Raw genomic sequence first — 20,171 nt, forward strand, 5'->3', positions numbered from 1 at the left:
TGATCGCCCCGATGCTCCCGTAGGTGGCGTTGTAGTTGGCGAAGTTCTGCGCGTAGAACCCGAAGCCCAACGAAGCGGCAATCCAGCCGATCACCGCCACCACCGACCCCGGCGTAATAAAGCGGAACTCCTGCTTCACATCCGGCGCCAGGTAATAAACCGTCGCCACCACCGCTACCAGCATGAACACCGCCACCGGCCAACGCAGCCAGTTCCACAGCACGACCACGATCTGCTCAATACCCAGTTGGTGCGCCAGCCAATTCATCGCCTGAGGCCCGACCACCATCAGCCCCGCCGCAATCAGCAGCAACGCCGCTACCCCAATGATGTAAATCACCGATAGCGGAATTCGCTTCCACGCCGGCCGCCCCTCCTCCACCCCATATACCTGATTCATCGCCAACATCGTGGAGCGCACCGCGGCCGAAGCCGTCCACAGGGCGATAACAATGCTGAAGGAAAACAAACCCGCCTTTTGCGTTTGCAGATTGCTGATCGCCGGGTCGACCAATTCCATCGCCGCGCGAGGCAATACCAGTGCAGCTTGTTCACGCAACCAATCAAAGAACGGCTGTAAGTCGAGCACGCTGATTAGCGCGATCAGGAACAACAAGAACGGGAATAAAGAGAAGAACAGCTGGAAGGCCAGTGCCGATGCGTAGGTCGGCAACTCGTCATCAAGAAAGTCGACCACCGTGCACTTCATGATTTCCCAGAAGGAAACACCGCGCAGATCCGGTAAAAACATGCTCAACCCCCGTGCGTTAGCTGCCTGCGGCGCCAGTGAAATAGCGCCGCGTCCACGGGTTTTGAGCACACGGGCGGCAAATCGGTTCGTGTAAAAATAAGCGTCCCCCGCCGGCCAACCGAAACGAGGGAAAAACCCTATACACTATGCGGCCTTTTTAGCGGTCTGAAGCCGAGGTTCCCGTGAGCACGTTGCCACCCTGCCCGAAATGCAATTCCGAATTCACTTACGAAGATGGCCAGCAACTGGTCTGCCCGGAATGCGCCCACGAATGGTCGGCCACTGCGGCAACGGACACAGGCGGCGAGAGCGACAAGGTCATCAAGGATGCCGTCGGCAACGTACTGCAAGACGGCGACTCGGTCAGCGTGATCAAAGACCTCAAGGTCAAAGGCACGTCGCTGGTGGTCAAGGTGGGCACCAAAGTGAAGAACATCCGCCTGTGCGACGGCGATCACGACATCGACTGCAAAATCGACGGCATCGGCCCCATGAAGCTGAAGTCCGAATTCGTCAAAAAGGTCTAACCACTTCCGGGCGGCCTACCGCGCCGCCCTACCCCGCCTTACTGCACCGGCAAGAAGTTCATAAACAGCAGCCCCTGCGCATAACTCACCCCCAGCCGCCGATAACGCTCATCGAGCACATCGGTGAGCAGGTCCAGGCGCGCGACAATCTTGCCGAACTCCACGGCAAAACTCAGGTTGCGAACATCCGGCGATAGCTCGTTCGACAACAGCCACGGGTTGCCCTTCAAGTCGTTACGACTGGCGAGCATCCACGTCGCCTTCTCGATATTGCGCGCAGCGTTGTGGATAAATTGCGGGTCGAGCTCATCGGTCATATAGAACTCGGTACGCCCGCCATGCGCCGTAATCAACATGCTGCCCAGCGCATAAACAAAACCACCCACCCGATCACCCTTGTAGTCCACGCTCAACGCGTAGCTCAGCGCCTCAACGTCTTTACGGCCGCCGAGTTCAGGTAATGGAAGGTCTTTTTCGATAGACAGCTGCACTTGTTTTTCCGCTTCTTCAAGCGTCGGCAAGCCGGTCTTACGCCACTCGCGCGGATTGCGGCGGTAGAGTTTGTCCATCAGGCGATAGAGGGTATTGAGGTTGTTGCGCATACCAATGGTGGCCATGCGGTCGGTGTGCGTCTGGAAGAACTCGCCAGGCTTCACCGCGCTTTTATTGCCCACAATTGAATCGTGGTCCTGGTGCGTGGCGCAGCCGGCAAGAAGCAAAGCTAGCAGCAACGCGCACGCGTGCGACGGCCAACGCCGCACCCCAGCTTCGCTCCGAAGCCTTGCGCGCCGCCCGGCGACACTTGCTAGCAGGTTCATCCAATCCATGCGTCGTACAGTCATCCACTCAGGCGCTGTGCAGTGCAACTAGCTCAGCGCTAGCAATAAAAATGCCGTGCCTGGTTATTTTTTAGGCACCCCAGCCAACACGCCTCGTCGCGTCGGCCTCAGGGTCTGACCGGCAAGTCGCGCAGAGGTTGCGCCGCCTGGCAAAACGCAGGGTTTGCCCCTACTGGGCAGACCCTGCGCGCCGACTTCATTCCGTCATCAGCCCGTCACAACACCCGCGCAAGCTGCTCGCCGTCCGCACGCCAAAATCGCCCGTCGGTTACCGATCCTCCCAGCGTTCTGTTACAGCAGTGAGCCGCCATGAATCACACCCTTGAGGTTCCAGACCTGTTCGGTCTGCTCTATGGCTTTCGTTTCCGCCCGGGCGAGCGCGGCGAGGAAATCGACTCAAGCGCCGCCCTGTCCTGGCTTCAAGCGCCCAGCGATGACGGCGAATTCCTCTGGCTGCACCTCAACCTGGCACACGCGGCCTGCGAGCGCTGGATGATGGCGCACCTCGACCTACCGGAATACTTCTTCGAAAGCCTGCGCGAAGGCTCGCGCTCTACGCGCTTGGAGCACGTGGACTCGGCGCTGTTGGCGGTGGTCAACGACGTGGTGTTCAACTTCGACATGGTCAGCACCGACATCTCCACCCTGTGGGTCTGCGCACGCAGCCGCCTGCTGGTGACTGCCCGCCTGCAACCGCTGCGTTCGGTCGACAAGCTGCGCTCCTCAGTTAAACGCGGGGAACATTTCCGCTCGCCGCTGGAGGTGCTGGTTCACCTGCTGCGCGATCAAGGTGACGTGCTCACCGGCATCGTCCGCGAAACCAGCCTCAGCGTGGACGGCATTGAAGACCAACTGCTCGCCTCGCGCCTGAACAGCAACCGCGCCGACCTCGGCACCAAGCGCCGAGTGCTGGTTCGCCTGCAACGCCTGCTGGCACTGGAGCCGGGTTCGCTGATGCGCCTGCTCAACCGCCCGCCCGACTGGCTGCAAGACGACGACGTACGCGAACTTCGCGAAGCGACCGAAGAATTCACCCTGGTCATCAGCGACCTCACAGCCCTTGGCGAGCGGATCAAGTTGCTGCAGGAAGAAATCGTCGCCCAGCTCAACGAACAAAGTAACCGCACGCTGTTCACCCTCACCGTAGTCACCGTGCTGGCCTTGCCCATCAACATCATTGCCGGTTTTTTCGGCATGAACGTCGGCGGCATTCCGTTGGCCGATGACGCCGAAGGTTTCTGGATTCTGGTGGCGCTGGTGGCCACGTTCACGGCGCTGGCCGGACGCTGGGCCTTTCGCAAACGCAGCGATTACTAGCGCGCTGCGCTGTCATCCGCCTGCCATGCCCACGCTCTAGCATCGGCAGCCCAGCCCACCTACGCCCCGCTCTCCCACCTGAGGTGCAGACATGACCAACGACCAGCTGATGCAACGCATCCACCGTGAGTTGCAGGACTACGGCGACGAAGCATTGGAATTGGAACTGCTCGAAGACGGCCAAGACCTCGACGAACTGTTCCAGGGCCGCCCCGAAGACAGCGAGGCCAAGCGCGCTCGCAAGCGTTACTTCAGCGAACTGTTTCGCCTGCAAGGTGAGCTGGTGAAGTTACAGAGTTGGGTGGTCAAGACCGGGCACAAAGTCGTGATTCTGTTCGAAGGTCGCGACGCGGCAGGCAAAGGTGGCGTGATCAAGCGCATCACCCAGCGCCTCAACCCGCGCGTGTGCCGAGTGGCCGCATTGCCCGCACCGAACGACCGTGAACAAACGCAGTGGTACTTCCAGCGCTACGTTTCGCACCTGCCTGCGGCGGGTGAAATCGTGCTGTTCGACCGCAGCTGGTACAACCGCGCGGGCGTCGAGCGGGTGATGGGTTTTTGCAACGACGAGCAATACGAAGAATTCTTCCGCAGCGTGCCCGAATTCGAACGCATGCTCGCGCGCTCGGGCATTCAGCTGATCAAATACTGGTTCTCCATTTCCGACAGTGAACAGCACCTGCGCTTCCTGGCGCGCATTCACGACCCGCTCAAGCAATGGAAACTCAGCCCCATGGACCTGGAATCGCGCCGCCGCTGGGAGGCGTACACCAAGGCCAAGGAAATCATGCTCGAACGCACCCACATCAAAGAAGCGCCTTGGTGGGTGGTGCAGGCCGACGACAAGAAAAAAGCACGGTTGAACTGCATCAACCACCTGCTAAGTCAGATGCCGTACGAGGAAGTGGAGCACCCGCAGGTGGAACTGCCGCAGCGGTTGCGGCATGACGACTATGTGAGGAATCCGACGCCGTCGAGCATTATTGTGCCGCAGGCGTATTGAGGGGGAGCGTCGATGGCTGGGGGGCAGAACGCCAAGTGTGCAACCCCACCCGTCATCCTCGCGAAGGCGGGGATCCAGGCTCGTTTAGGCATCGGCGCCCGACGCACAAACATCCGTCATCCCCGCGAAGGCGGGGATCCAGAATCTTGCAGGTTACGTCGTCTCGTCCGAAAAACTGGATTCCGAATCGTCGGACCGCCGCCTGCGCGGGAATGACGGTGGTTTGTGCTGATGGCGCGGCTACAGACGCAGATGCGTGCAAATACACCCGTCATCCTCGCGCACGCGGGGATCCAGAATCTTTCAGATTACTCCGTCCCATCCGAAAAACTGGATTCCCGCCTGCGCGGGAATGACGGTGGCTTGGCTGACGGCGCGGCTACAGACGCAGATGCGCGCAACCACACCCGTCATCCCCGCGCACGCGGGGATCCAGAATCTTTCAGGTTGCTCCGTCCGATCCGAAAAACTGGATTCCCGCCTGCGCGGGAATGACGGTGATTTTGGCTGATACCGCGGGCACACACGCAGATGCGCGCACAAACACCCGTCATCCCCGCGAAGGCGGGGATCCAGAGTCTTTCAGGTGACTCCGTCCAATCCAGCCTCTACCCCCAACCCACATCCCCCACAAACAACCAACGCCCCCCGAAACACAATCTGTAACATCCAAACAGAATAGTGATCAGGTCTCCCTTCCCCAAGGACGCCCTTCACATGAACAGCCCCTCCTATGCCGGCGATGTGTCAATCGCGGCAGACGCCAAGCCCAAGCTGAACCGAACCCACGGCAAGGGCACCAAACTGGCTTTCTTCTCCATCCTGATCCTCGGTCTGGTCTACAGCGCGTATAGCCTGTTCCACGACGTCGACGAAGCCGGCACCGTCGTTACCACCTGGACGCCCTTCGTGCTCTTGGGCATCGCGTTGCTGATCGCCCTGGGCTTCGAGTTCGTCAACGGTTTGCATGACACGGCCAACGCCGTGGCCACGGTGATTTACACCCATTCGCTGCCGCCGCAGTTCGCGGTGTTGTGGTCGGGCTGTTTCAATTTTCTCGGGGTACTGGTGTCCAGCGGCGCGGTGGCGTTCGGGATTATTGCCTTGCTGCCCGTGGAGCTGATTCTGCAGGTGGGCTCGTCCGCCGGGTTTGCCATGGTGTTCGCCCTGCTGATCGCCGCCATCATCTGGAACCTCGGCACCTGGTGGCTGGGTTTGCCGGCGTCGTCTTCGCACACCCTGATCGGCTCGATCATCGGCGTGGGCATCGCCAACGCGCTGATGCATGGCCGCGACGGGGCCAGCGGCGTGGACTGGGCGCAAGCCACAAAAGTTGGCTACTCCCTACTGCTCTCGCCCTTGATCGGCTTTGGCTGCGCCGCGCTGCTGCTGTTGGCCCTGCGTGCGCTGGTGAAAAACCGCGAGCTGTACCAGGCGCCTAAAGGCAACACGCCGCCGCCGTGGTGGATTCGCGGCATGTTGATTCTGACCTGCACCGGCGTGTCGTTCGCCCACGGTTCCAACGATGGGCAGAAGGGCATGGGCCTGATCATGCTGATTCTGATCGGCACGCTGCCCATGGCCTACGCACTCAACCGCGCCATGCCGGAAAGCCAGGTCGAGCAATTCACCGCGCTGGCCCAAGTCACCCAGCAGGCGCTGGTGAAAGTTGCCCCGCAACCGGCCCCGCAAGACCCACGCGCCACGCTCTCGGAATACGTGCGCAGCAAACAGGTCACACCCGAGCTGATTCCGGCCCTGGCCTCGCTCGCCGGCTCCATCGGCGCGCAAGTGAAAAGCTACGGTTCCCTGGCCCAGGTCCCGGCGGCGGCAGTGTCCAACGTGCGTAACGACATGTACCTCACCTCCGAAGCCATTCGCTTTATGGACAAAGACAAAGTCGGCGGCTTCGACACCGCCACGCAAAACACCTTGCTGGCGTTCAAGAAGCAAATCGACGACTCCACCAAGTTCATCCCGCTGTGGGTGAAAATTGCCGTCGCCATCGCTCTGGGCCTCGGCACCATGGTCGGCTGGAAACGCATCGTGGTCACCGTCGGCGAAAAAATTGGCAAAACCCACCTGACCTACGCCCAGGGCGCCTCCGCCGAGTTGGTGGCCATGGTCACCATTGGTGCGGCCGACGTGTATGGCCTGCCGGTATCCACGACCCACGTATTGTCATCCGGTGTGGCGGGCACCATGGCCGCCAATGGCTCCGGCTTGCAGATGCGCACGATCCGCAACCTGATCATGGCTTGGGTGCTGACCTTGCCGGTCGCCATCCTGTTGTCGGGCAGCCTGTATTGGTTGTTCACCTCCCTGTTTTAACCGCGCTCCCCCGCGTATTGCCGCCCTTTCACTGTGCAAGGGCGGCTTGTTTATTCGTCTGCGCCGCGCAGCGCCTATGCTTCACATCCGGGCGCACGTGTTCGCCCGGTCAGGAGCTTGTATGCTGCGACGCCTCGCTGTTTTGCTGCTGTGTGGCAGTTTGATCGGTGCAACGCCGGTGTCCTACGAAGCCAGCAAAGAGCAGTTGGCGACGCTGTACGCCACCTTGAAAACCCTGCTGCAAAACACCCCGATTCACCGCAAGCAACTGATCAACACCCAGCGCTCCTGGCGAGCCTTTCGTGATGCCGAATGCGAGTTCGTCACTACCGATGACGAACAAAACAATGAGCACATCGACAGTTATCGCCGGTGCGTCGAGGACATGACCCTGGCGCGAATTCGCGCGCTGCAGCACTACCTGCACTGCGCCGAAACCGGCACGGATTGCACCGTGGCGCCGCCCTGAATAGCAGCCGCGCCGGCGCCGAAAAACCGGCCGGCCGCGCATAAAAAAAGGCCCGTCACATGACGGGCCTTTTCACATGCCGATACAGCGAACGCGCTTAGCCGTTGCTTGGGAACGCGAACTGCGCGGCTTCATGGGAAGCACGTTGCGGCCAACGCTGGGTGATGGCTTTGCGGCGGGTATAGAAACGCACACCGTCCGGACCGTAGGCGTGCAGGTCGCCGAACAGCGAGCGCTTCCAGCCGCCGAAGCTGTGGTAAGCCACTGGCACCGGCAACGGCACGTTGACGCCAACCATGCCCACTTCGATCTCGTCGCAGAACAGACGCGCCGCTTCACCGTCACGGGTGAAGATGCAGGTGCCGTTGCCGTATTCGTGATCGTTGATCAACTGCATGGCCGCTTCCAGGCTGCCGACGCGAACGATGCACAGCACAGGGCCGAAGATCTCGTCGGTGTAGATGGTCATGTCAGTTTTAACGTTGTCGAACAGGCTACCGCCGAGGAAGAAGCCGTCTTCATTGCCGGCCACTTTCAGGTTGCGACCGTCTACCAGCAAGGTCGCGCCAGCGGCCACACCGGCGTCGATGTAACCGGCCACTTTGTCACGGGCAGCAGCGGTAACCAGCGGGCCCATGTCCAGGCCGCACGAGGTGCCGGCACCGATTTTCAGCGCCTTAATTTGCGGCACGATTTTCTCGACCAGCGCGTCGGCAATCTGATCGCCCACACACACCGCCACCGAAATCGCCATGCAGCGCTCGCCGCACGAACCGTAGGCTGCACCCATCAGGGCGCTGACGGCGTTGTCCAGGTCGGCATCGGGCATAAGCACAGCGTGGTTTTTCGCGCCGCCCAGCGCCTGAACGCGTTTGCCGCGCTTGGTGCCTTCGGAATAGATGTACTCGGCAATCGGCGTCGAACCCACGAAGCTCAGGGCTTTGACTTCCGGCGCTTCGATCAGCGCGTCTACCGCTTCCTTGTCGCCGTGCACCACGTTCAACACGCCTTTAGGCAAGCCGGCCTGGTTCAGCAGTTCAGCAATGAACAAGGTGGAGCTTGGGTCACGCTCGGACGGTTTGAGGATGAAGCAGTTGCCGCACACGATGGCCAGCGGGTACATCCACAACGGCACCATGGCCGGGAAGTTGAACGGGGTAATACCGGCGACCACGCCCACCGGCTGGAAGTCGCTCCAGGCGTCGATGTTCGGGCCGACGTTGCGGTTGTATTCGCCTTTGAGAATTTCCGGCGCGCCGCAGGCGTATTCGACGTTCTCGATGCCGCGCTTCAGTTCGCCGGCCGCGTCTTCGAGGGTTTTGCCGTGCTCTTCGCTGATCATCTGCGAGATTTTCGCTTCGTTCTGCTCCAGCAATTGCTTGAAGCGGAACATCACCTGCGCGCGTTTGGCCGGTGGTGTGTTGCGCCAGGCCGGGAACGCGGCTTTGCCGGCGTCGATGGCTTGTTGCACGGTCGCGCGGCTGGCCAATGGCACTTTATGAATCGCTTCGCCAGTCGACGGGTTGTACACGTCGGCAGTGCGACCGGTGTCGGTCACGAATTCGCCGTTGATCAAATGCTGGATGGTGCTCATACAAAACTCCCTTATCGAATGCTGCGGCGTCTGGCGCCTGGCCCGTGCTAGAACAGCACGATGCCTATTTAATTTCGGTCTCGATGAAGACGATCTCGTGGTCACTGGCGTTGATCACATTGTGTTCAACGCCAGCCTTGCGGAAGTACGCCTGGCCGGCTTTCAGCGGCGCGTGCTTGTCGCCCTCCGGGGTTTCCAACAGCAGCAGGCCGTCGGTCATCGGCACCACGACATAGTCGTAACCGTGGCGGTGCTTGCCGGTTTCGCTGCCGGGCGAAAAACGCCATTCGGTGACGATCACCTCATCGTTATCCACCTGCACGGTGGGCACGGCTTGCACGCGCTGGGTCATGGCCTTAATCCACGCTGTTCAGGGCATCGCCCACAGCAGAGAACACGCGGTCGAGGTCTTCGACCTTGGCGTTGAAGGTTGGCCCGAATTGCAGGGTGTCGCCGCCGAAGCGCACGTAGAAGCCGGCTTTCCACAGTTTCATGCCAGCCTCGAACGGACGGATCACCGGGTCGCCATCACGCGGGGCCAGTTGAATGGCGCCGGCCAGGCCGCAGTTGCGGATGTCGACAATGTGCTTGGCGCCTTTCACGCCGTGCAGCAGCTTGGCGAAGTGCGGGGCCAGTTCAGCCGATTGCTGCACCAGGTTTTCGCGCTTGAGAATTTCCAGCGAGGCCAGGCCGGCAGCGCACGCCACTGGGTGAGCCGAGTAGGTGTAGCCGTGGGTGAACTCGACCATATGTTCAGGCGAAGGCTGGTTCATAAAGGTTTGGTAAATCTCGCGGCTGGCGATAACAGCGCCCAGGGGCACGGCACCGTTAGTGATCTGCTTGGCCACGTTCATGATGTCTGGCGTCACGCCAAAGTATTCGGCGCCGGTCCACTTGCCCATGCGGCCGAAGGCGGTGATCACTTCGTCGAAAATCAGCAGGATGTTGTGCTGCGTGCAGATTTCCCGCAGGCGTTGCAGGTAGCCCACTGGCGGCACGATCACGCCGGCCGAACCGGACATCGGCTCGACGATAACGGCCGCGATGTTCGAGGCGTCGTGCAGCTCGATCAGTTTCAGCAGTTCGTTAGCCAGCTCCACGCCACCGGTTTGCGCAGCGCCTTCGGTGAAGGCCATGCCCGGTTGCAGGGTGTGCGGCAGATGGTCCACGTCCATCAACTGCCCGTACATTTTGCGGTTGCCGCCGATGCCGCCGAGGCTGGTACCGGCGATGTTCACACCGTGGTAACCACGGGCGCGGCCGATGAATTTGGTTTTGCTCGCCTGGCCCTTCAGGCGCCAGTAGGCCTTGGCCATTTTCACCGAGGTGTCGGCGCTCTCGGAGCCGGAACCGGTGAAGAACACATGCTTGAGGTCGCCGGGCATCAGCTCGACCATTTCCTCAGCCAGTTTGAACGACAGCGCGTGGCCATATTGAAAGCCTGGCGAGTAATCCAGCACGCCGAGTTGCTTGCCCACCGCCTCGGCAATTTCCTTGCGTGAGTGCCCGGCGCCGCAGGTCCACAGACCCGACAGGCTGTCGTAGATCTTGCGGCCCTGGTCGTCCACCAGCCAGCTGCCTTCGGCCGACACGATGAAACGTGGGTCGCGCTGGAAGTTACGGTTGGCGGTAAACGGCATCCAGTGCGCGTCCAGCTTGAGCTGGCTGGCCAAGGATGGCTGGGCGGTTTGCGGCATGTTCATTTAATGGCCTCGCATGGATTGTTCTGTTCTTTGTAGGAGCCAGCTTGCTGGCGAACCAAGATTCGCCGGCAAGCTGGCTCCTACGCAAATGACGGGTAGCTGTTGTGCTTGCGAGCAAAGGTGCCATGGGCATAAAGTCTGAAAAACCCGATTCTTCTAATTTTCAGATTGGCATTCACTAAACTATGAGTACCCGCCGCCCCGACCCCCTCGCCCAGGTCAGTGACTTTGATATCCGCCTGCTGCGCATTTTTCGCAGCGTGGTGGAATGCGGCGGCTTTTCCGCCGCCGAAAGCGTGCTGGGCATCGGCCGCTCGGCCATCAGCCAGCAAATGAGCGACCTCGAACAACGCCTCGGCTTGCGCCTGTGCCAGCGCGGCCGCGCCGGGTTTGCGCTGACTGAGGAAGGCCGCGAGGTGTATCAATCGTCGCTGCAACTGCTCAGCGCCCTGGAAAGTTTTCGCACCGAGGTCAACGGCCTGCACCAGCACTTGCGGGGCGAGTTGAACATTGGCCTGACCGACAACCTGGTGACGCTGCCGCACATGCGCATCACCAACGCGCTGGCTCAATTAAAAGAACGCGGGCCGGATGTGCACATCCAAATCCGCATGACGCCGCCCAGCGAAGTGGAGCAAGGCGTGCTCGACGGTCGCTTGCACGTGGGCGTGGTGCCGCAGGCCACCACCTTGTCCGGCCTGGAATACCAACCGTTGTACGAAGAACGCTCACTGCTCTACTGCGCGGTCGGCCATCCGTTGTTCTACGCCGCCGACGACCAACTCAGCGACGAGCGCCTGAACGTGCAGGACGCCATCGCCCCCACCTTCCGCCTGCCGCCCGAGATTCAGGCCCAGTACCAAGTGCTGAAAGCCACCGCCAGCGCCTCCGACCGTGAAGGCATGGCGTTTCTGATTCTTACCGGGCGCTATATCGGCTACTTGCCGGACCACTACGCCAGCTTTTGGGTGCAGCAAGGGCGGCTGCGCGCGCTGAAACCGGCAAGCCGTTTTTACGACCTGAGCCTGGCCTCGGTGACGCGCAAAGGCCGTCGCCCGCACCTGGTACTGGAAAGCTTTCTCGAAGCCCTCGCCGCCACCACCTGAGGCGCCCCGCTTCAGTGCACGGCGGGCGCCATGACGAAGCAGCCCGCCGTTCCTCGACCCATCGGTCAGTCTGACGGCTTGTCCGTCACCCTTTCTGCAGCGAATGTATGCACCCGCCGACACAAGGCCCGCATCGATTGCGCACAATTTCTGCGAAGTTTTTTCGGCGAATCTGATCACTTGGACAGAAACTTGCAAAGACGAGTGCACCTGACCAAGTGGCCAGGAAAACTAAAACTAGAGTGAAGTCATGCGGGCCACTGCGCTCGTGTGAAGGACGCCTTCCTGGGAGCACACACGCGAATGAATAAAGTCTCTTCCCTGCTGCTTGCCGGCAGCCTCTTGCTGGGCGCCAGCGCCGCTCAAGCCGACGGCCCACTGGTGTGGCAGGACAACAGCATCACGTACCTGTACGGCCGCGACTTCAAAGTGAACCCGGCGATCCAGCAAACCTTCTCGTTCGAACACGCGAGCGGCTGGACCTTCGGCGACCTGTTTATCTTCTTCGACCAGATCAACTACAACGGCACCGAAGATGCCAACGCCGGCAAAAACACCTACTACGGCGAGATCACCCCGCGCCTGTCGTTCAGCAAAATCTTCGACCAGAAAATCGAGTTCGGCCCACTGAAAGATGTGCTGCTCGCTGGCACCTACGAGCGTGGCGAGAACCGCAACCAGAACTACCTGCTCGGCCCAGCCTTCGACTTCAACCTGCCGGGCTTCGACTACTTCCAGCTGAACTTCTACTACCGCAAACCCGACGGCATCACCAAGAACCCGTCCGGCCAGTGGCAAGTGACGCCGGTGTGGTCGTACACCATTCCGGTAGGCAATTCCGACATCCTTATCGACGGCTACCTCGACTGGGTGTGGAACAACAAAGACGCCACCAGCAGCCGTCCGAACGACCTGCACGCCAACTTCCACTTCAACCCGCAGGTTAAATACGACCTGGGCAAAGCCATGGGCTGGAGCGCGGTCAAACACTTCTACGTGGGTGTGGAATACGACTACTGGAAAAACAAATACGCCATCGACGACAACAGCTTCCTCGGTGACGAAATTCTGCAAGGCACTGACCAGAGCGCCATCAACTTCATCGCCAAAGTGCACTTCTGATCCGCTGTTCCGGCCGCTGTTTTGGCGCAGCGGCCTGCTCTACCGCTTGAACGTAAACCTCCTTTATTGGCCCATTGGCGCACCGCGCTCAATGGGCATTTTTTAATCAAGAATTCTGTAGCCCGGCGCGACCAGCCGGGCCAACAAAACACCTGTGCGAGACCGCAACATGCAGCCTGACTCCGACAGCGACACCGACCTCATCTACGGCCTCGAAGACCGCCCGGCGCCGGTGCCGGCGTTCTTCGCCGCTCTGCAACATGTGCTTGCCAGCTTTGTCGGCATCATCACGCCGCCGCTGGTGATCGGCTCGGTGCTGGGCCTGGGCGCCCACCTGCCGTACCTGATCAGCATGGCCTTGATGGTCTCGGGCGTCGGTACGTTTATTCAGGCGCGCCGCCCGTTTGGCATCGGCGCCGGCATGATCTGCCTGCAAGGCACCAGCTTTGCCTTTCTCGGCGCCGTGCTGTCGGCCGGCTTTTTGGTCAAGAGCCGCGGCGGTAGCCCGGAAGATGTGTTGGCGATGATTTTCGGCGTGTGCTTTTTCGGCGCCTTCGTACAGATTGTGCTGAGCCGCATGCTCGGCCAACTGCGCCGCGTGATCACGCCGCTGGTGACTGGCATCGTCATCACCTTGATTGGCGTGAGCTTGATCAAAGTGGGCGTCACCGACCTGGGCGGCGGCTTCAACGCCCCGGACTTCGGCGCGCCCGCCAACCTCGGCCTCGGGGCCCTGGTGCTGCTGACCATCATCGTCCTGAACCGCTCCAGCCGGCCGTGGGTGCGGTTGTCGGCAATCATCATCGGCCTGGCCGTGGGCAGCATCGCCGCCTGGTTCACCGGCAAGCTGGTGCCACAACCGCTGCCGGACTTGCCCCTCGTCAGCCTGCCAATTCCGTTCAAATTCGGCTTCGCCTTCGACTGGACAGCCTTTATTCCGGTGGCGCTGATCTACGTGATCAGCACCATCGAAACCGTTGGCGACCTCACCGCCAACAGCATGCTCTCGCGCGAACCGATTGAAGGCCCGCGCTACCTGGCGCGGCTCAAAGGCGGCGTATTGGGCGACGGCGTCAGCTGCATGATCGCCGCCACCTTTAGCGCGTTCCCCAACACCACCTTTGCGCAGAACAACGGCGTGATCCAGATGACCGGCGTCGCCAGCCGTTACGTCGGCTTGTACATCGGCGTGGTGCTGTTTGCCCTTGGCCTGTTCCCCTTGCTGGGCGCCGTGCTGCAACAGATTCCGAAACCGGTGCTGGGCGGCGCCACGTTAGTGATGTTCGGCAGCGTGGCCGCAGCCGGCGTGCGCATCCTCGCGCAGTCGCCGCTGGACCGTCGCAGCATGCTCATCATCGCCGCCTCGTTTGGCGTGGGCCTGGGCATTGCCGCGCAACCGACGCTGCTGCATTTGATGCCCAAGCTGGTGCAAAACCTGTTCGACTCCGCCATCACCAGCGGCGGGTTGACGGCGATTGTGTTGAATTTGGTGTTGCCGGAAGAGAAGCGTGGGAAGGCGGTGACCGAGTAAAACCCATCGCGGCTAAAGCCGCTCCCACAGGGGTCGGTGATCACCTGTGGGAGCGGTGGGTCACCTGTGGGAGCGGCTTTAGCCGCGATGGCTGCACCCACCATTTTGAACTGGCCTAATCACCGCCGCACCCCAGCCCGACGCTGCAACTCCAGCACCGCCACCTGCGCCTGCCGCCCCAACTCCATCACATCCAACCCCGGTACCTGATCATCGGCCACCACACGCCGACCGCCCACCAGCAGCGCCCGCAAGCTGGCGCGACCGCCGCTGGCGACCGGGCCAATGGCCATGTCGTGCAAACCGAAGTAGCGCGGGTCATCGAGCCGGTAAATCGCAATGTCCGCCGCCTTGCCCACTTCCAGCGTGCCGAGATCACTCAGCCCTAACACCTGCGCGCCACCGGCCGTGCCCCAGCGCACCACGTCGTCAATGCTGGCCGCGTCAGCGCCGCCTTCGAATTGGCCACCTGCATACTTCGGCTGCGCCAGCTCGCCCTTGCGCGCCCGCTGTAGCAGCCAGGCGGCATGGGTTTCCGAGAGCATGTCGGCTGCTTCATTCGAGGCGGCGCCATCCACGCCGATGGACACCGGCACGCCCGCCGCTTCCAGTGCCGGCAAGTCTGCAATGCCGCTGCCCAAGCGGCCGTTGCTTTGCGGGCAATGGGCGATGCCGGTGCCGGTCTGGCCGAGCAGTTGGATTTCTTCTGGCAGCAATTTCACCAAGTGGGCGAACCAAACGTCGGAGCCGAGCCAGTCGTGCTCGGCGCAAAACTGCACCGGCGTCATGCCGAATTTGGCGCGGGCAGCGTCGAGGTAATCCACGGTTTCGGATAGGTGACTGTGCATGCGCAGGCCCAGCTTGCGCGCCACCGTGGCGGTCTCGCGTAATTCGGCCGGCGTGGTGGAATGCAAGGTGGTGGTCGGCGCCATGACGATGCGCCGGAAGGCAACGCCAGCAGGGTCGTGGTACAGGGCGGTCAGGCGTTCAACGTCGGCCAGGTAGTCATCGAGCTTTTCCGGGCGCATGGCTTGCGGCAGGTCGGCTTCCAGCTGCCGCGTCTGCGTGGCGCCACCGCGACAAAGAACAAAACGCAGGCCCAGAGCGTCGGCTTCCTCGAACAGAATCGCCGCGCTATCGAACGGCATGCCGGGGTAATACAGGTAATGGTGATCGGCCACGGTGGCGCAGCCTGAGCGCAGCAACTCGAGCAAACCAATGCGCGCGGCCAGGCGAAAACTGTGCTCGTCAAACGCGCCGCGAAACCGGTACGGCGTCGCCGCCAACCAGGGCGTGAGCGATTGATTCAAACCCTCGGGCTCGCCCTTGAGCAGCGACTGAAACAGGTGGTGATGGGTGTTGATCCAGGCCGGATAAATCACGCAATCACGGGCATCGATCTGCGCTTCGCCCGGCTGCGGTTCAAGGTGGCCGATAGCCGCGATGCGGCCTTCGACAATGCGCATGTCCGGCCCGGCATGGCGCGACTCGGCGCCGCGTTTGCCGGTGAGCATGGCGCTGGCATTGCGGATAAGCCAGGAGGTGGTGGGGGTCATGCGAGGTGCTCCGAAATCATTGATTAGCCCTGCTCGCTTTCATGCCAATGCCCAAGGCTATAACGCGCCAAGGCTGCCATCAGGCTAAACAGCAGCACGCCCGTCAGGGCGATCAGCACAAGCGCCGCAAACAGGCGCGGAATGTTCAGTTGAAAGCCGGCCTGCAAAATCTGATACGCCAGCCCGGCGCTGGTGCCCCCGGTGCCAGCCACAAACTCCGCCACCACCGCACCAATCAACGCCAAACCGCTGGCAATACGCAGTCCTCCGAAAAAATACGGCAAGGCGCTGGGAATGCGCAGGCGCACCAGCGTCTGCCAGCGGCTCGCGCGGTTCAGGCGAAACAGATTGAGCAGCCCCGGGTTAACACTGCGCAGCCCCAGCACGGTGTTGGAAATCACCGGAAAGATCGCCACCAGCGTGGCGCAAATCACCAGCGCCAGCGTGGCGTTGCTGCACCAGATAATGATCAGCGGCGCGATGGCCACCACTGGCGTGACCTGCAACAGAATCGCGTAAGGAAACAGACTGGCCTCGATGATGCGGCTCTGTACAAACAGGAACGCCGCCAGCACGCCCAGCACCACGGCGAGGGCGAACGAGAGGAAGGTGATTTTCAGCGTCATCCATAACGCACCGAGCAGCATTGGGCCGTCGGTGATCAGCGTGCGGCCGATGTCGGCGGGGCTGGGCACCAAGTAGACCGGCACTTTTAGCGCCACGCACAACAGCTGCCAGAGGCCGAGCAGTACGGCGCCGACCAGGAGCGGGGCGAGGATGTTTTGCACGGAGGGGTTAGATAGCCAGGGTTTGGTTTTCATGGCGTGGGTCCTGTCGGTAGGACTGAAATCAAAAGCGCCCTCACCCCCAGCCCCTCTCCCGTAAACGGGCGAGGGGGAGGCAAGCGGGATCGCGGTTAGATTCCCCTCTCCCGCGCGCGGGAGAGGGGCTAGGGGTGAGGGCAGCAGGCGACGCATATTCAACGCCCCTCCCCATTCGCTTCCACCAACAACGCCGACAACCGCGCGCACTGTTCGATAAACCCTGCCGACATGCGAAACGCCTCGTCACGTTCCGCCGGGCCGTCAATTTTTACATCGGCGATCACCCGCCCCGGCCGCGCGCCCATGACCACCACGCGCGAGGACAAAAACACCGCTTCGTAAATGCTGTGGGTGACGAACACCACGGTCAGGTCGCGGCGCGACCAGAGTTGGCGCAGGTCGCTGTCCAGGCGGTTGCGGGTGAATTCGTCGAGCGCGCCGAAGGGTTCGTCCATCAGCAGCAAGTTGGGCTCGGTCGCCAAGGCGCGGGCAATCGAGGCGCGCATCTGCATGCCGCCCGACAGCTCGCGCGGGTACACGCCGCCGAATTTACCCAGGCCCACCAGCTCCAGCGCGGCTTGCACCCTCGGCTCGCTGCTGGCGCGGGGAATGCGCGCCAAATCGAGCGGCAAGCGCACGTTGTCGGCCACCTTCGCCCACGGCATCAAGGTGGCTTCCTGAAACACCATCGCCAGTTTTTGCTGGGCGCTGTCGGTGCCCACTTCGCCTTTGCCCCACCAGCGCACATGACCCGCCGACGGTTGTTCCAGCCCGGCGAACATTTTCAGCAGCGTGCTCTTGCCGCAGCCAGACGGGCCCAGCAAGGACACGAATTCGCCCCGGCCGATTTCCAGCTTCATTTTCTGTAACGCGTGGGTGCCGTTGCCGTAGGTTTTCTCCACCTGATTGGCCAGCAGCACCGGTGGCTCTTCGCTCACGGGCAGGTTGAAGGCGGCGTTCATAGCGGCATGCCCGCGGGGCGGAATTGCTCTTCTTCGCCGTGCGCTTGCAGCAGGTCGAAGAGCATCTTGCGCATGATCAGGCCCGGCTTATCGGACTCCATATGAAACTCCACGCGCCGACGGGTATCGACGCAGGCGTCGTAGTCGGTGGCTTCGAGAATCTCTTTGTCTTCAAGGGTGATCGGCGCGTCCCAGGCAATCAGTTCCTCGGTGCTGCACGCCTCTTCGCTGTCGTTGCGGTACAGCCACTGCACCAGCTGAATACGCTTGTCGTCGATGGGCGTGGCGCAGTTGTAAATGATGTGGTGCAGGCCGCTGTCGGGGTAGGTGCAGCCGAAACGCCGCACGAACGGCAGGTGCCAGCGGTTGAACAGGTGACGCGTGGTGGTCGGTGCGTCGGTGCCGGTGACGCGGTGCCCGGCCGGTGGATTGTTGATCGGCACGATGGTTTCGGCCTCGAAGCCCCACTCGTTTTGCTCGAGCAAATACTTCGACGGTTTGGGCTGGCTGAGCATGCCGAAGTTGGCCTTGTGCACAAAGCTGAAGTGCGAGTTATCGAACGAGTTCTCCATAAACCGCAGCGGGCTGGTTTGCCATTCTTCGTAGAACTGGAAGATGCGCCGGTATTGCGGCTGGCCTTCTTCGTCGAAGTGCGGAATCGGCTGCAGCGGCTCGCCCAGGCACACCCACACGTAGCCGTATTTTTCGTGGCAGTGAAACGCATCAGTGCGCGCGCCAGCGGGTATCGGCGCGTTGTCGGCTTTCTGCGGAATGCACACGCAAGCGCCGCTGCCGTCGTAGCGCCAGCCGTGGTAGCCGCACACGATCACGCCGTCATCGACCCAGCCTTTGGACAACTGCGCGGTGCGATGGCAGCAGCGGTCGGCCAGGGCAATCGGGCCCATTTCGCCATCGGCTTTTTTGCCCATAAACAGCACCAAGCGTTCGTTGAGCAGTGTGAAGGGTTTCGGGCCGTCGGCGAGCAGGCTCACGGGCATGAGTGCATACCAGAAGCGGCGCAGTACGGGTTGTTGAGTCACAAGCATGGCATTTTCCTCATCACAGCTTTTAACGCCCGCGCTCTGCGGCAGGGCTGGAAAAATGAATTACTGCGCCGCCACGTCGGCGGCGGCCGGCAGCACCTTCAGGTCGCGGACGAAACGGGTGTCGTAGGCTTTTTTCCAATCGGCGTCGGCGCTGAGCAGGTTGGCTTTCACCATGAAGTCGCGGGTCGCCTGCCAGCGCGCGTCGGTCATGGTGCCGATGCCCTGGGTCTGCGCATCGCCGCCTTCTACCAGGCGGTATTCCTTGAGCTTGGCCACGCCCCAGGCGAGCAATTCGTCGTTCATGCTCGGGTTGTCGTGCTTGATCAACTCGTTGGCGGCAGCGGGTTCGGCCAGGTAGCTTTTCCAGCCCTGCATGCTGGCTTTGACGAAACGCTGAAGCACTTCAGGGCGGCTGGCGATCACGTCCTGGCGGGTGACCAGCGTCGAGCCATAGGGCGGGTAACCGGCGTCGGCGAACAGAAAGAAGTTGGCCTTCTCGCCGGCTTTCTGCGCCTGGAACAATTCCGAAGTCGGGTAACCCTGCTGCGCAGTGTTGGGGTCGGCGAAGAACGGTTGCAGGTTGAAGGTGTACGGGCGCGCCTGGGCGTCGCTGAAACCGTACTTGCCTTTCAGCCACGGCCACCAGGTGGTTTGCCCCGAGGTGGAGACGAGAATTTTCTTGTCTTTCAGGCCGTCCAGGCTGGTGACATCGGCGTGGGTCAGCATGCCCTGCGGATCACCCTGGAACGGCGCGCCGATGGCCACCACGGGCAAGCCCTGCTGCACGCTGGCGAGCACTTGCAGGTCGTAGTTGATGATCACGTCGGCCTGTTTGTTGAGCAGCAATTGCATGCCGTTCACCTGCGGACCGCCCATGCGAATTTCCACGTCCAGGCCGTTCTCGGCATAAATGCCTTTGGCCTTGGCCTGGTAAAAACCGCCCTGCTCGGCCTGCGCGTACCAGGAGGTGAGCAACACGATTTTGTCGTTGGCCTGCACGCCCAGGCTGAGCAGCAGAGAAGCGGTGGAACCCAGGGCGACGCATGCTTTCAAGGCGAAGTGCTTCATGGTGATGGTCTCTTTTACGGAGGGCACAGAGAAAGCCGCACCCAGCGCAAAACGCGCCAGGCTGCGAGGGAAACCGGAGGCAATGCTGGAGCTGAAAAAGGCACGGCAACGAGAGGCCGACAGGCACAAACCTGTGGCGGGCGACGGCATGAGGAACTGGCAAAAACGGTTCATGGCTGACCTCTCTCTCGTCCGGGCAATCGCCAGGATCAAGCACCCGCAACCGGGTGTGCGGCCGGGGTGGCCGCAAGAGCAATGTCCTACGTCGAATGAACTGCCTCGACGCTAACCGCTTCTACTCGGGGAGGTCTTTGCAGAGGCTGTGCCAAGTTGTGGAAACGCCGATGCCAGCAGCCTTTGTTGACCATACGGACAGAACCGAGCGGCAGCAGCACCGAACCGCGCGGCCACAAAACTGCGCA

18 protein-coding genes (1 of these 18 cut by a window edge) are annotated in these 20,171 nt (G+C 61.6%); 8 read left to right on the forward strand and 10 right to left on the reverse strand.

Annotation, left to right across the window (positions count from 1 at the left end):
• Positions 1-751, reverse strand: partial view of a YihY/virulence factor BrkB family protein gene (locus tag ACZZZU_RS10955; RefSeq protein ID WP_122493176.1) — the 5' portion only. Its footprint begins 146 nt before the window's first position; only the first 751 of its 897 coding nucleotides appear in the window; its start codon is at positions 749-751; its stop codon lies off the left edge, out of view.
• A gap of 182 nt (positions 752-933) precedes the next feature.
• Between ACZZZU_RS10955 and ACZZZU_RS10960 the strand changes: the two genes are divergently transcribed.
• Positions 934-1,278 carry a zinc ribbon domain-containing protein YjdM gene (locus tag ACZZZU_RS10960; RefSeq protein ID WP_122493177.1) on the forward strand — a complete coding sequence of 115 codons (345 nt, stop codon included), beginning with the start codon at positions 934-936 and terminating at the stop codon, positions 1,276-1,278.
• Positions 1,279-1,316: 38 nt separating this feature from the next.
• Here ACZZZU_RS10960 and ACZZZU_RS10965 read toward each other — a convergent pair whose 3' ends face one another.
• Positions 1,317-2,096, reverse strand: coding sequence for a hypothetical protein (locus ACZZZU_RS10965; RefSeq protein WP_463550594.1), 780 nt, complete (start codon positions 2,094-2,096; stop codon positions 1,317-1,319).
• Positions 2,097-2,426: 330 nt separating this feature from the next.
• On the opposite strand from ACZZZU_RS10965, the gene ACZZZU_RS10970 reads away from it, so the two are divergent.
• From ACZZZU_RS10970 to ACZZZU_RS10985, 4 genes are all read left to right on the forward strand, one after another.
• Positions 2,427-3,434 (forward strand): transporter, encoded by a 1,008-nt coding sequence (locus ACZZZU_RS10970; RefSeq protein ID WP_122493178.1) that lies wholly within the window; start codon positions 2,427-2,429, stop codon positions 3,432-3,434.
• A 91-nt stretch (positions 3,435-3,525) separates the two neighbouring features.
• On the forward strand, positions 3,526-4,437 hold the full coding sequence (ppk2, locus tag ACZZZU_RS10975) for a polyphosphate kinase 2 (RefSeq protein ID WP_463550595.1): 912 nt from the start codon (positions 3,526-3,528) through the stop codon (positions 4,435-4,437).
• Between the two features lie 717 nt (positions 4,438-5,154).
• Positions 5,155-6,768: an inorganic phosphate transporter gene (locus ACZZZU_RS10980; protein ID WP_463550596.1), complete on the forward strand. Its 1,614-nt coding sequence runs from the start codon at positions 5,155-5,157 to the stop codon at positions 6,766-6,768.
• 121 nt (positions 6,769-6,889) lie between these two features.
• Entirely contained in the window at positions 6,890-7,237 is a 348-nt protein-coding gene (locus ACZZZU_RS10985) for a lysozyme inhibitor LprI family protein (protein ID WP_463550597.1), read from the forward strand.
• Positions 7,238-7,334: 97 nt separating this feature from the next.
• On the opposite strand, the gene ACZZZU_RS10990 is transcribed toward ACZZZU_RS10985, so the two are convergent.
• The 3 genes from ACZZZU_RS10990 to aptA all read right to left on the reverse strand — a co-directional run bounded on the left by ACZZZU_RS10990 (position 7,335) and on the right by aptA (position 10,534).
• Positions 7,335-8,831 carry a CoA-acylating methylmalonate-semialdehyde dehydrogenase gene (locus ACZZZU_RS10990; protein WP_122493181.1) on the reverse strand — a complete coding sequence of 499 codons (1,497 nt, stop codon included), beginning with the start codon at positions 8,829-8,831 and terminating at the stop codon, positions 7,335-7,337.
• Positions 8,832-8,895: 64 nt separating this feature from the next.
• Complete coding sequence (locus ACZZZU_RS10995; RefSeq protein WP_463383852.1) at positions 8,896-9,183, reverse strand: cupin domain-containing protein; 288 nt, start codon at positions 9,181-9,183, stop codon at positions 8,896-8,898.
• 4 nt (positions 9,184-9,187) lie between these two features.
• Positions 9,188-10,534: an omega-aminotransferase AptA gene (gene aptA, locus ACZZZU_RS11000; protein ID WP_122493183.1), complete on the reverse strand. Its 1,347-nt coding sequence runs from the start codon at positions 10,532-10,534 to the stop codon at positions 9,188-9,190.
• A gap of 185 nt (positions 10,535-10,719) precedes the next feature.
• Between aptA and ACZZZU_RS11005 the strand changes: the two genes are divergently transcribed.
• The 3 genes from ACZZZU_RS11005 (at position 10,720) to ACZZZU_RS11015 (ending at position 14,293) form a co-directional block, all read left to right on the forward strand.
• Complete coding sequence (locus ACZZZU_RS11005; RefSeq protein WP_463383853.1) at positions 10,720-11,640, forward strand: LysR family transcriptional regulator; 921 nt, start codon at positions 10,720-10,722, stop codon at positions 11,638-11,640.
• Between the two features lie 303 nt (positions 11,641-11,943).
• On the forward strand, positions 11,944-12,762 hold the full coding sequence (locus ACZZZU_RS11010; RefSeq protein ID WP_463383854.1) for an outer membrane protein OmpK: 819 nt from the start codon (positions 11,944-11,946) through the stop codon (positions 12,760-12,762).
• 169 nt (positions 12,763-12,931) lie between these two features.
• Positions 12,932-14,293 (forward strand): uracil-xanthine permease family protein, encoded by a 1,362-nt coding sequence (locus ACZZZU_RS11015; protein ID WP_463550598.1) that lies wholly within the window; start codon positions 12,932-12,934, stop codon positions 14,291-14,293.
• A 119-nt stretch (positions 14,294-14,412) separates the two neighbouring features.
• Here the strand turns inward: ACZZZU_RS11015 and ACZZZU_RS11020 are convergent, their stop codons facing one another.
• The 5 genes from ACZZZU_RS11020 to ACZZZU_RS11040 all read right to left on the reverse strand — a co-directional run bounded on the left by ACZZZU_RS11020 (position 14,413) and on the right by ACZZZU_RS11040 (position 19,923).
• Positions 14,413-15,849 (reverse strand): amidohydrolase family protein, encoded by a 1,437-nt coding sequence (locus tag ACZZZU_RS11020; protein WP_463550599.1) that lies wholly within the window; start codon positions 15,847-15,849, stop codon positions 14,413-14,415.
• A 23-nt stretch (positions 15,850-15,872) separates the two neighbouring features.
• Positions 15,873-16,670, reverse strand: a complete 798-nt coding sequence (locus tag ACZZZU_RS11025) for an ABC transporter permease (protein ID WP_122493188.1) — start codon at positions 16,668-16,670, stop codon at positions 15,873-15,875.
• Positions 16,671-16,828: 158 nt separating this feature from the next.
• The gene (locus tag ACZZZU_RS11030) at positions 16,829-17,635 is read right to left on the reverse strand and encodes an ABC transporter ATP-binding protein (RefSeq protein ID WP_463550600.1); all 807 of its coding nucleotides are present in this window, start codon (positions 17,633-17,635) and stop codon (positions 16,829-16,831) included.
• On the reverse strand, positions 17,632-18,681 hold the full coding sequence (locus tag ACZZZU_RS11035) for an aromatic ring-hydroxylating dioxygenase subunit alpha (protein WP_463550601.1): 1,050 nt from the start codon (positions 18,679-18,681) through the stop codon (positions 17,632-17,634). The genes ACZZZU_RS11030 and ACZZZU_RS11035 overlap by 4 nt, the downstream gene beginning before the upstream one ends.
• A 60-nt stretch (positions 18,682-18,741) precedes the next feature.
• Positions 18,742-19,923 (reverse strand): ABC transporter substrate-binding protein, encoded by a 1,182-nt coding sequence (locus tag ACZZZU_RS11040; protein WP_463550602.1) that lies wholly within the window; start codon positions 19,921-19,923, stop codon positions 18,742-18,744.
• Between the last annotated feature and the right edge of the window lie 248 nt (positions 19,924-20,171).

Source organism: Pseudomonas sp. AC136, assembly GCF_979258585.1.

What these genes read in the sequence shown, in the direction of transcription:
- ACZZZU_RS11030 (WP_463550600.1), bottom strand. Translation starts at nt 17,635, where the DNA reads ATGAACGCCGCCTTCAACCTGCCCGTGAGCGAAGAGCCACCGGTGCTG.
- ACZZZU_RS11035 (WP_463550601.1), bottom strand. Translation starts at nt 18,681, where the DNA reads ATGCTTGTGACTCAACAACCCGTACTGCGCCGCTTCTGGTATGCACTC.
- ACZZZU_RS10985 (WP_463550597.1), top strand. Translation starts at nt 6,890, where the DNA reads ATGCTGCGACGCCTCGCTGTTTTGCTGCTGTGTGGCAGTTTGATCGGT.
- ACZZZU_RS11010 (WP_463383854.1), top strand. Translation starts at nt 11,944, where the DNA reads ATGAATAAAGTCTCTTCCCTGCTGCTTGCCGGCAGCCTCTTGCTGGGC.
- ACZZZU_RS11015 (WP_463550598.1), top strand. Translation starts at nt 12,932, where the DNA reads ATGCAGCCTGACTCCGACAGCGACACCGACCTCATCTACGGCCTCGAA.
- ACZZZU_RS10990 (WP_122493181.1), bottom strand. Translation starts at nt 8,831, where the DNA reads ATGAGCACCATCCAGCATTTGATCAACGGCGAATTCGTGACCGACACC.
- ACZZZU_RS10970 (WP_122493178.1), top strand. Translation starts at nt 2,427, where the DNA reads ATGAATCACACCCTTGAGGTTCCAGACCTGTTCGGTCTGCTCTATGGC.
- ACZZZU_RS11005 (WP_463383853.1), top strand. Translation starts at nt 10,720, where the DNA reads ATGAGTACCCGCCGCCCCGACCCCCTCGCCCAGGTCAGTGACTTTGAT.
- ACZZZU_RS11025 (WP_122493188.1), bottom strand. Translation starts at nt 16,670, where the DNA reads ATGAAAACCAAACCCTGGCTATCTAACCCCTCCGTGCAAAACATCCTC.
- ACZZZU_RS11020 (WP_463550599.1), bottom strand. Translation starts at nt 15,849, where the DNA reads ATGACCCCCACCACCTCCTGGCTTATCCGCAATGCCAGCGCCATGCTC.
- aptA (WP_122493183.1), bottom strand. Translation starts at nt 10,534, where the DNA reads ATGAACATGCCGCAAACCGCCCAGCCATCCTTGGCCAGCCAGCTCAAG.
- ACZZZU_RS10980 (WP_463550596.1), top strand. Translation starts at nt 5,155, where the DNA reads ATGAACAGCCCCTCCTATGCCGGCGATGTGTCAATCGCGGCAGACGCC.
- ACZZZU_RS10995 (WP_463383852.1), bottom strand. Translation starts at nt 9,183, where the DNA reads ATGACCCAGCGCGTGCAAGCCGTGCCCACCGTGCAGGTGGATAACGAT.
- ACZZZU_RS10965 (WP_463550594.1), bottom strand. Translation starts at nt 2,096, where the DNA reads ATGAACCTGCTAGCAAGTGTCGCCGGGCGGCGCGCAAGGCTTCGGAGC.
- ppk2 (WP_463550595.1), top strand. Translation starts at nt 3,526, where the DNA reads ATGACCAACGACCAGCTGATGCAACGCATCCACCGTGAGTTGCAGGAC.
- ACZZZU_RS11040 (WP_463550602.1), bottom strand. Translation starts at nt 19,923, where the DNA reads ATGAACCGTTTTTGCCAGTTCCTCATGCCGTCGCCCGCCACAGGTTTG.